This window comes from Paenibacillus sp. W2I17 (assembly GCF_030815985.1).
Classification (GTDB): Bacteria; Bacillota; Bacilli; order Paenibacillales; family Paenibacillaceae; genus Paenibacillus.
The window spans coordinates 4,892,179-4,907,929 of sequence record NZ_JAUSXM010000001.1 but is presented as its reverse complement, the minus strand read 5'-3'; the positions used below and the strand labels follow the sequence as shown (position 1 = coordinate 4,907,929).

Here is a 15,751-nt window from a genome sequence, read left to right as displayed (position 1 = left end):
GCGCTCATCATAATGACAGCACATTGTGCCTATACCGGCTTGAAGGAGGCGACCATACTGAAGAACAATATCACCATGCGGGATATCGCCGACAGGCTCGGGGTCAGCAGTGTGACCGTCTCGAAAGCATTGAATGATAAAGATGGCGTGAGTGGCGAATTAAAGGAAAAAATTAAAGTGCTTGCTATTGAAATGGGCTATCGGTATAATGCTGCTGCCCGTTCCATGAAGGAAGGCTTAACCCATAATATTGGCGTAATTATCCCGGAGCGTTTTACCGGGCCGACGCAGTCGTTCTATGTACGCGTGTTCCAGCGCATCACCAAACATCTGGAGGAACAGGGCTACTACGGTATTCTGCACATTCTGAATGTGGAGGATGAGGAAGAATTAACGTTGCCCAAGCTGTACAGTGACAACAAGGTCGATGGTTTCATCGTGCTCGGACAGATCAGCAAAGAGTATATTGAACTGGTGCGATCGATGGAAGTTCCCAAAATGTTTCTCGACTTTTACGATGAACATTCCGATATCGATTCCGTCGTTACCGATAACTTTTACGCTGCCTATGAGCTGACGAACTATCTGGTTCAGCAGGGCCACCGTAACATTGCTTATGTAGGTAACCTGTATTCCACGAGCAGTATCCAGGACCGATTCCTCGGGTACTACAAATCCTTGCTGGAACATCGCTTGCCGATGAATCCGGATCTGGTTCTGAATGATCGGGATGAACGGGGTACGTTTATTGAGATTGATCTGCCGGAACAGCTGCCAACCGCTTTTGTATGCAACTGTGATCAGGTCGCTCATCTGCTCGTTCAAAAACTGACTTCAATGGATATTCAGGTTCCTGGCCAATGCTCTGTTGTTGGGTTTGATAATGATATCTATGCCATGCTCTCCGATCCCAAGCTCACAACCGTCGAAGTGGATGTGGAACAGATGGCGCGTACCGCAGTTCAGTCCATGCTCAAAAAGGTCGACAACCCAAACCGCAGTTTCGGCCGTGTACACGTGAAAGGCAACATCATCTATCGTGACTCGGTGAGTGCTGTGTCTGCCTCATCAGATACTATGGATATCTGAATTAAAAAATGAAATAAACGAACACAGATGACTGGCCTTTATCTTACGGGCCAGTCTTTTCTGATGCATCGGAGCTTAACGACGGCGATGATCTGTTGAATTCTTCATAAATGTAGTCGTTCTCCAAATCGAGAGGATGAGGATCAACTCATACACATTGGTTAAAGTACCGGTTTCCACTGGCAGGGAGATTAACTGCCCTACAAACAACAAGGCAGTTCCAACAAACAGCCAAACCCATTTATGTTTGAAAAGAACGACCAGGCTAACAAATAACAGAACAATCCCCACGATGATCACCATCATCGGCGGACCTCCATGACCTTCTGCCATATATCTCAGTACTCCATACTCTTCTATAACCTTGAGATTTTTAACCTCGGATAAAGTAAAACCTACAATCTGGTAGATAACCAAACCTAAAGTTATCAGCCATGCCACCACACTCGTTATACTTCTATTGGCAAACTTGGCACCTGAGCTGCGCAAGATATGGTAGCCAACAAGAATAAGGGTAGGGGTAGCAAAGGCATGTAGCCAAAATCGAAGGCTACTGAGGACCATTAACACTTCCCCATCCCCTATCAAATTACCTACAGCAATAATTCCATTGTCATATGCCAAGCTGAACGCTACAAATAGCTGAAAACTGGAATACGCGAGCCATTGCTTCCTCTGGGTTAAATCGACGCCCATCCGAACAACAAGTATCAAATAAACAAGCGTAAGTGCGGAGTATATCCATACATCCAAGCTGCTTCACCATCCTTATTGGTCAATTCTAATAAATTATATTTACCGGTAAGTAAAATTACAAGGCGTACTTGCATAAATGGTTAATTTGTCATAAATTACTCACAAAGGTAATGAAGATAAATAAAGATTTACAACGATCACCGGGGAGACCAACACATGCTGTAGCTGGAGATGATCCACCCTAACAAGGAGTCACTTTTCAAGCGGCCCGCCAAACTGTATATGGAGCTAAATTATATAAAAAGAGCACCCCCGGCTATCGTAGCTGCAGGAGCACTCTTTTCCTTATTTGAAGAACGTAAAAGCAACAGTTTACTCTGATATCAATAACTTGTCTTCAACCAATTGTCCTTGGACCAGGTCAATTTACCCGAACCCGCGCCATTGGAAGCCGTGAGGCGTGCATTCAACGTAGATGGATCATCCGTGGTATAGCTGTAAGGAAGTGTCGAGAAGCCGTTCCAAGAGAACGATTTCACCACGGCCGGGATTGGCGCCAGTGGACTGCCAGACGTATCACTGCTGCCACGGAATGAGCTTCCATCCAAAGAATACATAGTATCGGTCACTCTGATTTTGCCGGTATAGGTTGGATCTGCCGGATCGGTCTGATTGTTGCGCACAGGATACAGCACGTCCTTGATGACTGATTTCTCAACTAATACGGCTCCGCTCTCTGTGGAGATTGCCCCATTGCCAATGATATCGAACTTATAACCTTTGGACGCAATCGCTGTTGCCATCGCCGTTGTAATTTTGGCTTTAGCGGCACGTGCCCCTGTCGAATCCATCACGATGTTGTATGCATGTGCGTTGCCTCCACGCAGGCGTGGCATCCGGTCCTGAATATCTTTGTACAGATTATGGTGAAGCGTCATGGACAGGTTGGCGTTAGCTGATTCCAGGCTGGTCGAACCGACCAGATGTCCTTTCTTTTGTGGTCCCGATATGGCGATAATATCGGCTTTGCTGAGACCTACCGCACTGCTGCGCAGGTAGTTATACATGGGATAGGAAGCCTTGTTTGCTTCCAATTCGTTAATCTGCTGGGTAACCCAGCTGTTTGAGCTGCCGTCATCCCCTTTGAAGAGGGACCAGGAGATGGTCACGCCGCTGGTTCCTTTTTTCGAATCGACGAGTCCGTCATAGGCTTTATTAAATGTGCAGTGATCAATCCATACGTTGCTGTTCTCCTCCAGAGTGATGTAATCCCAATCGTTCTTGTCGTAATCACCTTTGGTGGATTCATCCCATTCCCATAACTCATCGAATTCCAGGTTGCGGATGATGACATTTGAGCTTCGTTTCACGCTGATCGCAGCGTGTTTGATCTTGGAGCCGTTAGCGGAGAAAATCGTGAGTCCATTGAACCCGTCAATCGTGAGCTTGCTGACACCGGTCTGTTTTAATACGGGATGCGTCAACGCATCATTATGTTTGGCAAAAGGAGAAGTCTGCGCTGCGCTCGGAATTTCATTCCATCCCAGATTCAGATCGTTCATGATCTCAACAACTTTGACACCGGAGTTCTTTTTCAGAGCCAATGCCAGATCGGTCGCATTATACACTTTCTTATACGTGGCTGTGTTTGATTCGCTAATGATGCCGCCGCCCGCATTCCCTTGGGAGAAGCCTGTTAGATTGTAGTCTGCGTTACCCGCTGCCTGCACACTTGCCGGGCCGGACAATAAAGTTAACCCTAACGTTAGAGCCAGGGCTGTGCTGCATAAACTTCGAAATTTAGTTTTCATCGATTCCATTCCTCCCAATATATGATGATTACATTCGCCCATCGCTGCCATGCCGTGTTACGAAGGACATGTTCTCAATGTAAGTGTTGAAAGCGATTACAACAATAATCCCTATCTCACATGTGGTTAGGAAAGGCTGGTATGGTAAGGGTTTGTACTGTAAGCAACCTTGAATCGTACAGAGTTAACTTGGGGAGTAAGGTTTCAGGGATATATCGTGGCAACAAAAACATTCCAGATGGGATGAAATTAAAAAAGCAGGACTGCATCTGCCGCAGACCTGCTCGATTTTACTTTTTGATGGAACGTGTCCAGAAGCCGCCATGGAACTGTTTGGGCTCCACAGTAATGACAAATGCTTTGGGGTCCAAGCTGAGAATCGTCTGATAGAGCAGTTTCTGGTTTTTTCGTTTCGCCAGAATCTCCATCACAAGCCGATCCCCGTCACGTCCACTACCCACCCACGCAGTAACACCGTACCCTTTATCCCGCAGGGCATTCGCGACGCTTCCATCCAGCTGATTACAGATTACTTTAACGGTGATATAACCGAGCGCAATCTTTTCTTCAATCCACGCTCCGAGCAGCACACCCAACCCGTAACCTACCGCATATACAATCAGGGCCTCCGGTTGTTTCAGATAGTTTAGCACCAGATTCAGACCGAGCACATAGATCACAATCTCACCCATGCTGATCAGTGCGGCGATATATTTCTGTCCTTTGAGTGTCAGAATCATCCGTAATGTATAAGCCGATACATATACAATCTGGATCAAAAAGATAAATACCAATATTTTAAACAATCACAATCCCTCTTTCCTGGCCTTCACAACGGAATTGGCCCTTTGCTGCATATCCTCGACGATTTCGTTTCATCTATGCTTCCGATATGTTCGCTCTATCTCCATCATTGGACGTTATGCCCTCATTCTAAACGGTTGAATGTAAATCCGTAGGCATTTTCTGCTCTCTGGCATGCCGGAACTGCAATTATAGAACCGTTTGTACCGATTATCAACCCGGCGGAGGTCCCAGGGTCGAAAACGGGGGTCTTTGAATATGCTGTATCATCATAAAGCCAAGCACGCTGGCACAGGATATCAGGTCAAAACCAGGATGGATGGGTCAAAACAAAAGGGGGTGCCGTCATGCAGCTATGGCAGGAGATGGAGCGGGAAGGCATGGAGGAACTCATTTTTTGCCATGATGCAGATAGTGGATTGAGGGCGGTCATTGCCATTCATAACACGGTCCTTGGACCTGCGCTCGGTGGATGCCGCTACTGGACGTATGCGTCCGAGGAAGAAGCTGTTCGGGATGCTGTGAAACTTGCCAAAGGCATGACGTACAAAAATGCAATCTCCGGATTGCCGTATGGTGGCGGGAAAGTGGTCATATGGGATGTACCTTTTGTGAAGAATACAAAACCGGATGAGGATGGTTGCGGATCTCTTAGTGTTGAGCAGGTCGCTGGAGATCTAGGGGTAGAGCAGCAAAAGGGCGTTGCCGCTGAACGGGAAGTCGTCGCCAATCAGGTTGCTGATCGTATAGATAAGAGCCTGGATACGGACGTATCCAAGCGGGCGCAGCGCTTTCGCGCACTGGGTCGTTGTCTGGAGCGGCTGAACGGACGATACGTGACCGGTCTTGATCTGGGTACCACGGCGACAGACATGGACCAGATCCGACTTGAGACCGCACATGTGACGGACACCACGGGTTCGCTTGGGGCGCAGGATGACTTCACTGCCGAGATGACCGCCTACGGCGTACACATCGGCATTGTGACCTCGCTGCGCCAGCAAGGCATTGCATCTTTGCAGGGCATTCCCGTTGCCGTCCAGGGACTGGGCAAGGTCGGGTATGCCCTGTGCCGTTACCTGCATGCAGCCGGGGCACGGCTCATTGTGGCAGACGTTGTACCGGAGCGTGTACAACGTGCCCTTGTGCAGTTCAGCGGCGCCATCTCGGCCGATCCGGCCCATATCCACGCCGCTGACTGCAAGGTCTTCGCCCCCTGTGCCCTAGGGGGCGTACTGACCCCGGCAACGGTGGAGGAGCTGCGCTGCTCCATCGTTGCCGGGGCGGCCAACAACCAGCTGAGTGAACGACAGCTGGTTGCAGGCCGCATGCAGGCGCGCGGCATCCTGTACGCGCCTGATTATGTGCTCAACGCAGGCGGAATCATCTCCACCGCCTACGAGCTGGAAGGCGCCGGGCCTGACCTGATCCGCCAAAAAGTGGCGGGGATTGCAGGCACGCTAAGCAAGGTATACGCAGAGGCTACGCAATCTGCGATCTCCACAGCGGATGCAGCCGATCGGCTAGCGGAATCCATCCTCCGATCAGGCCATAAAAGATAGGGCGCCCCCTTCCCGGGGAACCTCCACTGCTTCACTCCATTCTAACGAACCTGATACACGTTATTAGCCCCTTTTAGCATGGATCTTAAATCTAACGAATCTCAGACACGTTATTGTGCCTGGATAGGTTCTTTTTCAAGCTAAATAGCTACTTTTCCGAATGATAGCGTTCCTGAGGTTCGTTAGAATTTATTTTTCTGATTATTCCCACCAATAGGTTGTCTCTGGTTCGTTAGCGCTGCGGACGAGGTTTCTATGGGGTAGTATCACTTATCAAAAGAGCTAACCTCGACATCAGCGTCTAGGTTAGCTCTTTTACCCTCTCTTATCTCTTAGCGCTCTTACTCTCTTTCTCTACTACTCTATTCTCAAACTGCAACCGGCCTCTTAGCCGCTGTCTTCTTCTCCCGAAACAGCAGCGTCCACAGCAACACATTCGCCACGATCAGTAACGCACCATAGATCCATACGCCCCCTGACACTGATCGGAAAAAGACATGGACTCCCCATAACATGGCAAGCACAGGGAGGGCGGCGAATACATACCAGCCATCACTTTGCTGCGCCATACTGAAGGATTGGGAGAACGGCGGCTTACGCAGCAACAACTTGCCTGCCAGTGGCACAAACGCCGTAGCTGTCAGCATAATAATTGCAATATCCGGCAGTATCCGTAATCCAAATGTCCAGGTGAACAAAATGGCATTTGCCAGAAATATAGGCAGGAACATGTTGCATAAGAATGCCTTAAGAGCGCCTTTATATAACGCGCTATCATTCGCCATCGGTGCAGCGCGAAAAGTCCAGAATGCCTTATATTGTCCTGAAAATTTCAGCATGACTACAACCGTTACAACCAGCATCAGTACGATGTAAAAGGTGTATACAAACGAACTTTGTCTAAACTCCGCCCAACTAGAAGATTGCAATTCAGTAAACCAAAATACATAAGGTAAAACAAATGATAAACCAAGCGATGGATACACCTTCAGCTTGAATTCCCGTTCATTACGCATCATGCTGGCTGACAGACGGAAGCAAGCCTGTTCCTCTCTGGAACGACTGACCACCTTGGAGATCAACCGATCCCATCTTCCGCGCCTGCGTCCGGAGGACTGACCCGAATGTGCCATTTTTTCCAAATACAATTCAAAGGAAGGCATAAGCTTCACATATACGATCATACTCACCACAGGAACCAAGACTGCAAGTGCTGTGAACGTATAGATCCACACATTCCCACCCCCTGCAAACAACCATTCATATGCGGCCGCATACCATAACGGAGGTAACAGCAACTGCCACCATGCCGGGGTAAATACCATACCAAAGTCAATAATACTGAACGAACGGATGACCAGCTGATAACCGATCGCAATGCCTACCGAAAGCAGAATCTGTACCATGTTGATCATATCCTTCAGCTTCTCACCATCCAGAAACTTCATCATGAACAGATAGATCAGAGACGTTGTCACCAGAATCAGCATATTGATCAGAATCAGTTCCACAAGGAAGATCAGAAAGAATCCGATTCCATGCGTCACCAACGCGGCAATTAGCGGTATACCGGTTAATGAACCCGTCAGCAATAGCAGATAAACGCCTGCATGGATGGCTCGGGCCATCCCCACCGTTCGCCCATTAACGGGCTTCGTCATAATGATATTACGATCCCGAATGTCCAGCAGCACGGAGGAAAAATCTGAGATCATGGACGTCATGATCATAAACATTAAGATGCCAAACACAAGTCCCATCTGAAGCATGAAATGCCCCGTATCCCAGACGATGAAGGGAACCATCATCAGTCCCATTAATCCATACAACCATAAGGATCGAAGAAACTGATTACCTTCCTTGCGCTCCTTTTTCCCTGAATTGTTGGATAAAATGGTAGGTACTCTGCGTTGATCCATCTGGAACTTCACTCGCAAGATCAGACGCAGCACATCATAATCAGCCCCTGTTCTGGCGATGATTGGCCGAAAGCGATCCAGAATCTTGAGCGTGCGGAAGTCGGAGGACTCCTCCATATCAGTACACCTCCTGCACAATGGATACAAAACGCTCAGCAATGGCTTTATGTTCATTGAAGCCTGTCAATTGATTGAATACTTCCTCCAGCGTACCTTCCATGGATTGCTGTTGGAGCTGCTTGAACGTACCGTCTGCCACTACGCGTCCTTCAGCGATCAGTACAATTCGACTGCTGATCTTCTCCACCACATCCATGATGTGTGACGAATAGAAGATCGTTGTGCCTTTGGCTGACAATTGTGACAAAATCTCTTTGACCACCATCACACTATTGGCATCCAATCCGCTGAGTGGTTCATCCAGGAACAACAGATCCGGGTCATGCAGCAGCGCAGAGATCAACAGCACTTTCTGACGCATACCTTTGGAAAATGAGGCAATGCGGGAATGATATGATTTTTCCAGTCCAAAACAATCCATTAATAGCTTGGCTTTGTAATCCGCATCTTCATAGGACATACCGTATAACTCTCCCGTAAAAGTCAGATACTCCGCGGGCGTTAATTGTTCGTACAATTCCGCGACCTCCGGGACATAGCCGATTCTGCGTTTATACTCCACATCCCCATCCGCAATATCTTTACCAAAGATTCGCACCGTACCTACATATCCTTCAACCAGCCCGAGTAAAATCTTAACCGTTGTACTTTTGCCAGCCCCGTTTGGACCAATATATCCAATCATCTCACCGCGATTTACTTCCAGATCGATGCCGTTCAGCACATAACGTCCGTTGTATCTCATACGCAAGCTTTCAATTGATAGCACTTGTTGTTCACTCACTTCGTTATCCAGCTCCTGTCTCTATCTTTTTCTACAATTCTACTAGTTTACCACAGATTGGGATGGTAATGATCGGAAATAGGTCACGATATGAGCCATCAACAGGATATCCCCTTCGAGTAAAAGCATCACGTAACATGCGTAAATACATCACAAAGCCCCTGTCCCACCTTATGGTAAGAGACAAGGGCTTCCACTTTATGTTGAACCTTATTTTATAATATCTAAAACGTCTTATTGCACCTTAACAATCTGAAAATGCTGATTCGTGCCGCCATTATCCATCCACTGGATGGCCGCAGCCCCATCTGCCAGGGATTGACTGGAGATATCCAATACTTTGCCTGTACTACGGTTCTTCAGTTTATAATAACCCCCACCTACATGGACGAGCTGCCATTGCTGGCTGGCCCAGCCACCATCATTCCACTGTTCAATGACAGCCCCGTCGTTTGTGGAACCATTTTCCACACCGATTAGCTTGCCACTGGAACGGTTGATGATTTTGACATAACCGCCACCCGCATCGGTAATCTGCCACTGTTGACTTGTCATCCCCCCATCTGCTCGCTGCTCCAGATCCGCACCGTTGGCGGAAGAACCCCCAATGACATTCAGCAATTTGTTACTCTTACGGCTAATCAGCTGATATGAAGCATTCGGGTCCCATACATCCGATGTACTCACTCCGGTCACGGTCCCTGTTGCTGTATCAATCGTAATACTGCTGGCCCAGTTCATCGCCAGACTGGTTGCACTTGGGAATGAAAGTGGCAGCCAGACATACTTGGAATCCTGTACAGGTCCGCTCCATGCACCAGCCCAGCGGTCACCCATGTAGAGATAGGATGTGATCTGTGAACCTTCTACAGGAACAACATAGGTAGATTGGGAACCATACGTTGTGCTGTCTCCAAAATTGCTTAGGCCGCTCCATGTGCCTGTAATGCTGGAGGCTGTCGCATATTTGGCTTGATTTGGATTCCAGCCGGTCGCACCCGAAGTAATCAGGAAGTAGACGCCGTCTTTTTTGAATAGGGCAGGCGCTTCACGATATTGTCCGGGCCACAGCGTTGTGACTAGGGATTCCACACCCAGGAAATCCGGGGTCAGCTTATATATATTCAGATCAGCATTCACTCGGGTCGCAGAGATCAGATAAGCGGTTCCGTTATCGTTGTATACCGTCATGTCTCTGGAATCATACCCAAGTGGACGATAACTGCCCACATACGTGTAATTGCCATCAACCGTATTCGAAGTAGCTACAGCCACTCGAGCCTCGCCATAATCCAGACCATTCTCCTTGTGCATCCACAGCACATATTTGCCAGTCGAACTGTTATAGATAACTTTTGGGCGTTCAATGTTGGAGATATTTAGCTCGGCTGCCGAGCTGCTGGTCAGCACATCATTGCGATACTCCCAGTTCTTCAGATCCGATGAACGATACACGGACACTGCCTTGAACGTTCCATTCGTATTGCGGTTCTCCCCAAACCAATAATAATATCCATTTGCCTTGATCATCCCGCCCCCATGAGCATGAACCACATTGCCATTGGTATCCTTGAACTGTATCCCGTTCGTTACACTAAGCGGAGCAGCTGAAGCATCCGGTCCGGGTGCAAGCAGCATACCTATGGATTGCAGCGCCAAAACCAAAGCAAGCAGATAGCTCAAGCGAAGGGTAAAGCGACGTGAATGTGTATTCTTTTTCAACCATCCATCGTTCATAGCCATATCGTAATGCACCTCCATGTTTTTTTGAAGCGCTTACATAAAATAAAATCGATATGTCTCATCTGCCTCCGATCGATGATGCATTTCAGCATTAGAATTCCTGGCAATACTGGCTGAGCGTTCACTTCCCTGATTCCGATTGTATCCGCCACGTTCCTGCTCGAATAGTGAACAATCCGGCGGAAGATGTACAATTTTATACTCCGCTCTCTCGATCAACAGTAAAAAGACGCTTCCCCCGAAGCGTCCTCTGCTATACCTGCCCTGCCCCTCCATGATGTAACAATCTCTAGGCTGTGTGAGGCTGTTCATAGGCAGGTTTTTATATGATGTTTTATCGGCGTATACTCGCCCTTATTGCTTAATCTTGGTCGTCAAAGTCCTGGTCAAACGATAACACTTTACCTGTGTTGGCATCGATATCTACATCTGCTTCACCTTGAGCAGTTCTCAGTTCGATCTCATACACATAGCGACCATCATCATGATCTAGCTCGACTTTGGTTACTTTACCACCCGTAACTTGTTTCAACGCAATGTTTGAAGCTTGGGATGCCGTCAATTTGACCTGCTTGGAAGCAGAGGTATTAGACGTGTTGCCTGATACAGTACCTTTATAATCGTCGTCATCATCGTAGTCTTCATCATCGACGACTGCAAGGATTTTGCCTGTATAAGCATCCAGACGAACGACAACATCATTGGTTCCTTTTCTGTCGATCTCAACTTCATAGAACGTTTGGCCGTTTCTACGCTCCAGATCCACGTCATCCACTTTACCATCGGCTGCTTTTAACGCCAACGCTTTCGCTTGTGATGCATTCAGCATTTTACCTGTGCTGTTCTGATTCTGTGTTACAGATTGTGTTGTTGACGTTGGTGTAGTTTGCACCGATTGTCCGTTCACATTCCCGCTAGCCGCTACGGCTGATCCACCAAGTAATACTGCTGCTGATAAGCTACCAATCCAAAGTTTATGTTTGTTCATCATCATCATTCATCTCCTCGTTGTTGTTTTCGTTCTCGTCTACATTTATAGAATAACCTGCAGGAATGAGAGATTAGCGAGAGTTAGATTAGAATTTGATGAGAAAATGAAGAGAATGCTCATTTAATGAGTGTTTATTGTGTATGTAATCTAAAAGAAATGAAAAAGATGACCCCTAAATTAGGAATCATCTATCCAACAAGGTGTAACTCTATATTCAATGGATTCCTGTACAAATGTTAATCATCGTCCTCATCCCAAGTCACCGAACGAATCGCTCCCGAGATGGCATTCACCTGCACAATGGCTTCCCTGCCATCCTCCAAATCAATTTCAACCAGATAATATGGATTCCCGCTGTTGGTTCCACGCAGTTCAATGTCGTCCACTTCCCCCGGGACCTCCGCAAGTGCCTTCTGCTTGGCTTGTTTCTCACTCAGAAACTGAGGTTTGGGATCATCCTTGGTTGGTTCAGTTGTCGGGGCTGCTATTGCTTTGGAAGCTATCGTCTCTCCGGTATATGGATCAATCGTGAGTTCTTCACGGCTGTTATCCTTTGCCTTTACTACCGCGGTGTATACCGGACTTCCTTGCTGCTCCACAAGTTCAAGCGAGACCAATTGGTTATCTGTTTGTTGTTTTAACAACGCCGTCTTAATCTGCTCGCGGCTCCATAACGTTTTCTCTTCCGCTTGCGGGTTCGACTCCAGCCGTTTAATGGAATTCACAGCAGCTGTAACGGCATCCACTTGCACATCATACAGGCCGGTCTCCGAACGGAGCTGCATGATATACGTCCCGTCCTTCAAGGTGGAATTCACAATCTCACCTGGATATTGATCAAGCACCGATTGTGCTGCCGCATCTGCCGTAAGTACCGCACCCGTCGATTGCCACGGCTTCCACCACACAACGGCTGCCACAATCAGCACAACGAGAAGCCCTGCACCCCACCAGAGTGACCTTCGCGATTTCGCCCATCCGCTGTTCCCTTGTTCATGCCGTTTCATCTCCGGTGGTCGCTGCTCATGCTCTGTCATCACGTTTCCCCCTATGCACTCTCTTATCATCCCCAGTTGATCTGATGCTTATCAGTATATAAGAGAAGAATGAGAATTTCATGAGAGCGGCCCGTTCTGAACCGATAATGGCAAAATAATCGAAGCCTCGGTGCCTTCACCCTCGGTGCTGGTCAGTTCGATCCGTGCTCCAACTGCTCCTGCAAGCTCTTTGGCAAGTGACAATCCCAGACCTGAACCACTTGCGCCTAAGCTGCGTGTTCTGGCCGGATCAACCCGGTAGAATCGGTCAAATACCTTCTCCAGCTCGTCCTCCCGCATACCAATCCCGGTATCCACGATCCGAATACGGCACTCTTGCCCCTTGGCTTCCAGTCTGACTTCAATTGCATCTTCACTATACTTTCGGGCATTATCCAGCAAAATAAACAACAGTTGCTTCAGCTTGCTCTCATCGCTGATCGCCCAGATTGGACCTCGATCTTCACACCGGACTTCACGGTGATAGGCTTCGCGAAACGCACGTGTGGAGTCTGTAGCCAGTCTCGTGATATCCACACGCTCCAGCTGCACATTCCACTGCTCTGGCTGCTTCGCAAGCAGTAGCAGTTGCTCGGTCATCTCTCGCATGCGAACCGATTCGGACAGAATCGCTTCCACCGCCTCATCAAATACCTCGGGCCGCTCTTTCCCTCGCCGCTGTAGCAGACTGGCATAGCTTTCAATAATGGTCAACGGTGTTTTTAGCTCATGAGATGCATCGGATACAAATCGTTCCTGTCGATCAAAGTTGGATTCGAGCAGGTCCATCATCCGGTTGAACGTCTGTCCCATCGTTTTCAGTTCATCCTTCGACCCTTCCTCCAGTGGAAGACGCTTGAATTGGCCGCTGGACTGTATATCAGTCATCGTGCGTGTCATCTGCTGAATCGGTCTGGTCATTCGATTCGCCAGAATCCGGCTGGAGATAATGGCTGGAATGAGAGCAATAATCGTGACCGCCACAAGCACAGTTCGCAGTACAGATAGGCGATTCTCTGTCTCTGCTACACTCTCGGTGACCTGCACATTCACCACCTCGCCATCAGGCCAGATGACCGGGACTGATACCCACACATAACCAATCTGTTCAACTTGGGTATACTCCGATTTCTTCTCACTTTCGTACTTATAGGGCAGCTTGCTCAGCTGCTCGGAAGCTGCTGTTGTTGTCACCGGGGAACTGGTGCCGTCTTCATTAACAATCCGAAGCATGCCGTTCACAGGCGCGTAGGCCCGCAACAAGTCGTCGGGCGGAATGGAGCCGGCAGACTGACGTACTCCTTTGACAATAGACTCTGCTTCCGCTTCCACCCGATTAACCTCGTTATCAATCGACATCCGTTCAAACACGATGTAGACGGACAGGTTCACCGCGATTAAGAGCACAGCAAATAATACAGACGAATATCCGTAGATTTTACTGCGCAGACTCATAACTGTTCCTTCAGGACGTATCCAACGCCCCGTACGGTATGTATTAAGGGCGGTGTGAATCCGTTATCCACCTTTTTGCGCACATAACGGATGTACACATCCACCACATTGGTATCTCCATAATAATCGTATCCCCACACGGCCTGTACAATCTGGTCACGACTGAGCACCTGACGTTGATTCTGAAGCAGATACACAAGCAGGTCGAACTCACGTGGAGTAAGCTCAATGGCCACACCATCTCGGGATACCTCTCGCGTTCCTTCATTCAGTTTCAACCCGGCAGCCGTCAACCAGCCCGCCTCAGCTTCATCCTTATGCCCAGGAAAGTCATTCCCCGTATCAGCAGATGTAGAAGAAGCAGCAGAAGCAGCAGAAACAACAGACACCACTGCACTAAGCCGCAATGCAGCCCGAACTCGGGCAAGCAGCTCTTCAATCTGGAACGGCTTGGTGATGTAGTCATTGGCTCCGAGATCCAGGCCGGATACTTTGTCTTCTACAGAATCTTTGGCAGTGAGCATAATGATCGGAACCGTAGCATCTTTGGCACGAACTCGCCGCAACACTTCAATTCCACTCAGACCAGGCAACATCACATCCAGCAGAATCAGATCCCACTGTCCTTCAGCATACTTCTCCAGTCCTTCTGTTCCACTACCAGCCTTGCCCACCTGATATCCCTCATACTGTAGTTCCAGTTCCAGCAGACGTGCTATTTTGGGCTCATCCTCTATAACCAGCACGGCTTCGTTCATGCAGCGCTCCCCCTCATCCCCATCATTTCATTCTCCCGTTATCTTACAATAACATCTACAATTTGCCCAAAGCATCTTCAACCGGATGCTCCCCGGCAATCAGATCAAAGGCCATCCGGTACGTCTTCTCTTCCTGCAAAGAAGCCACGATTACACGGGCTACATCTTCACGTGGGATGCTCCCCGGCTCCAGATCGGTTCCAACTGCAATCTTGCCTGTGCCCGGTTCATTCTTGAGACCACCTGGACGTATAATCGTGTAATTCAGATCACTTGCAAACAACGCACGATCCGCATAATGTTTCGCCACGTAATAAGGCTTAATGGACTCTGACCATTTCTCCCGTTGATCTGCGCCATACGCACTGACCAGAATATATCTGGAGACTCCTTGCTGCTCTGCGGCTTCCATCGTTTTCACCGCACCGTCGAGATCAATCAGCAGTGTTTTGTCCTGACCGGTAGATCCGCCAGAACCCGCCGTAAACACAATGGCATTATGATCCTTCATTGCCTCAGCCAAGTCCTCCACACTGCCCTCCAGATCACCGATCACCACATCTGCACCGAGTTCCTTCAGCGCATCCGCCTGCTCCGGTTTGCGGATCATGGCCGTTACTTTATGTTTGCCTTCCTGTGCTAGCTGCTCCACCACAAACTTGCCGATTTGTCCATTTGCTCCTATAACTAAAACGTTCATACGTCATTTCTCCTCTCAGTTGAATGGATGGCTTGTTGCTGCTATCCGTTCCTTTTATTTAAAGATGCTCATCCTATAATTTAAACGAAAGCCGGCGCTTCTAAGCGCCGGCTTCCAGGTTCATGTCCGTTCAGTACATCTATGAAATGTGAAGTCTTCCGTTGTCCCATTAATATGCCATATCCCCTAGGTACTTTATACGCGACCTCACATCGACCACTTCTGCCGCACCTTTTTTCCATCTGAATATCTGTTATTCTTTGTAATGGTGACAACCAAAAA

At 48.4% G+C, this 15,751-nt stretch carries 13 protein-coding genes; 2 read left to right on the top strand and 11 right to left on the bottom strand.

The features are described 5' to 3' along the window. Window positions 1-12 precede the first annotated feature (12 nt). Window positions 13-1,089, top strand: coding sequence for a substrate-binding domain-containing protein (locus tag QF041_RS22010; protein ID WP_307415670.1), 1,077 nt, complete (start codon window positions 13-15; stop codon window positions 1,087-1,089). A 75-nt stretch (window positions 1,090-1,164) separates the two neighbouring features. Here the strand turns inward: QF041_RS22010 and QF041_RS22005 are convergent, their stop codons facing one another. The 3 genes from QF041_RS22005 to QF041_RS21995 form a co-directional block, all read right to left on the bottom strand. Beyond that, window positions 1,165-1,842 (bottom strand): hypothetical protein, encoded by a 678-nt coding sequence (locus QF041_RS22005; RefSeq protein ID WP_307415668.1) that lies wholly within the window; start codon window positions 1,840-1,842, stop codon window positions 1,165-1,167. Window positions 1,843-2,168: 326 nt separating this feature from the next. Continuing rightward, window positions 2,169-3,596 (bottom strand): pectate lyase family protein, encoded by a 1,428-nt coding sequence (locus QF041_RS22000; protein ID WP_307415667.1) that lies wholly within the window; start codon window positions 3,594-3,596, stop codon window positions 2,169-2,171. 290 nt (window positions 3,597-3,886) lie between these two features. Beyond that, window positions 3,887-4,402 (bottom strand): DUF2179 domain-containing protein, encoded by a 516-nt coding sequence (locus QF041_RS21995; protein WP_036671622.1) that lies wholly within the window; start codon window positions 4,400-4,402, stop codon window positions 3,887-3,889. A 345-nt stretch (window positions 4,403-4,747) separates the two neighbouring features. Between QF041_RS21995 and QF041_RS21990 the strand changes: the two genes are divergently transcribed. Next, window positions 4,748-5,962 carry a Leu/Phe/Val dehydrogenase gene (locus QF041_RS21990; protein ID WP_307415666.1) on the top strand — a complete coding sequence of 405 codons (1,215 nt, stop codon included), beginning with the start codon at window positions 4,748-4,750 and terminating at the stop codon, window positions 5,960-5,962. 368 nt (window positions 5,963-6,330) lie between these two features. On the opposite strand, the gene QF041_RS21985 is transcribed toward QF041_RS21990, so the two are convergent. From QF041_RS21985 to QF041_RS21950, 8 genes are all read right to left on the bottom strand, one after another. Then, window positions 6,331-7,998: a hypothetical protein gene (locus tag QF041_RS21985; protein WP_307415665.1), complete on the bottom strand. Its 1,668-nt coding sequence runs from the start codon at window positions 7,996-7,998 to the stop codon at window positions 6,331-6,333. Between the two features lies 1 nt (window position 7,999). Next, window positions 8,000-8,785 (bottom strand): ABC transporter ATP-binding protein, encoded by a 786-nt coding sequence (locus QF041_RS21980; RefSeq protein ID WP_047840868.1) that lies wholly within the window; start codon window positions 8,783-8,785, stop codon window positions 8,000-8,002. A gap of 234 nt (window positions 8,786-9,019) precedes the next feature. Next, window positions 9,020-10,528, bottom strand: coding sequence for an RICIN domain-containing protein (locus QF041_RS21975; RefSeq protein ID WP_373461357.1), 1,509 nt, complete (start codon window positions 10,526-10,528; stop codon window positions 9,020-9,022). Window positions 10,529-10,889: 361 nt separating this feature from the next. Further along, on the bottom strand, window positions 10,890-11,519 hold the full coding sequence (locus tag QF041_RS21970; protein ID WP_307415664.1) for a PepSY domain-containing protein: 630 nt from the start codon (window positions 11,517-11,519) through the stop codon (window positions 10,890-10,892). Between the two features lie 236 nt (window positions 11,520-11,755). Next, entirely contained in the window at window positions 11,756-12,556 is an 801-nt protein-coding gene (locus QF041_RS21965) for a PepSY domain-containing protein (RefSeq protein ID WP_307415663.1), read from the bottom strand. A gap of 78 nt (window positions 12,557-12,634) precedes the next feature. After that, window positions 12,635-14,011 carry a sensor histidine kinase gene (locus QF041_RS21960; RefSeq protein WP_307415662.1) on the bottom strand — a complete coding sequence of 459 codons (1,377 nt, stop codon included), beginning with the start codon at window positions 14,009-14,011 and terminating at the stop codon, window positions 12,635-12,637. Further along, window positions 14,008-14,769: a response regulator transcription factor gene (locus QF041_RS21955; RefSeq protein ID WP_307415661.1), complete on the bottom strand. Its 762-nt coding sequence runs from the start codon at window positions 14,767-14,769 to the stop codon at window positions 14,008-14,010. The genes QF041_RS21960 and QF041_RS21955 overlap by 4 nt, the downstream gene beginning before the upstream one ends. A 55-nt stretch (window positions 14,770-14,824) precedes the next feature. Next, window positions 14,825-15,469 carry an SDR family oxidoreductase gene (locus tag QF041_RS21950; RefSeq protein WP_307415660.1) on the bottom strand — a complete coding sequence of 215 codons (645 nt, stop codon included), beginning with the start codon at window positions 15,467-15,469 and terminating at the stop codon, window positions 14,825-14,827. Window positions 15,470-15,751: the final 282 nt, after the last annotated feature.

Coding starts and splice junctions, on each gene's coding strand:
- QF041_RS22010 (WP_307415670.1), top strand. CDS start 13: ATGACAGCACATTGTGCCTATACCGGCTTGAAGGAGGCGACCATACTG.
- QF041_RS22000 (WP_307415667.1), bottom strand. CDS start 3,596: ATGAAAACTAAATTTCGAAGTTTATGCAGCACAGCCCTGGCTCTAACG.
- QF041_RS21990 (WP_307415666.1), top strand. CDS start 4,748: ATGCAGCTATGGCAGGAGATGGAGCGGGAAGGCATGGAGGAACTCATT.
- QF041_RS21985 (WP_307415665.1), bottom strand. CDS start 7,998: ATGGAGGAGTCCTCCGACTTCCGCACGCTCAAGATTCTGGATCGCTTT.
- QF041_RS21975 (WP_373461357.1), bottom strand. CDS start 10,528: ATGGCTATGAACGATGGATGGTTGAAAAAGAATACACATTCACGTCGC.
- QF041_RS21970 (WP_307415664.1), bottom strand. CDS start 11,519: ATGATGAACAAACATAAACTTTGGATTGGTAGCTTATCAGCAGCAGTA.
- QF041_RS21965 (WP_307415663.1), bottom strand. CDS start 12,556: ATGACAGAGCATGAGCAGCGACCACCGGAGATGAAACGGCATGAACAA.
- QF041_RS21960 (WP_307415662.1), bottom strand. CDS start 14,011: ATGAGTCTGCGCAGTAAAATCTACGGATATTCGTCTGTATTATTTGCT.
- QF041_RS21955 (WP_307415661.1), bottom strand. CDS start 14,769: ATGAACGAAGCCGTGCTGGTTATAGAGGATGAGCCCAAAATAGCACGT.
- QF041_RS21950 (WP_307415660.1), bottom strand. CDS start 15,469: ATGAACGTTTTAGTTATAGGAGCAAATGGACAAATCGGCAAGTTTGTG.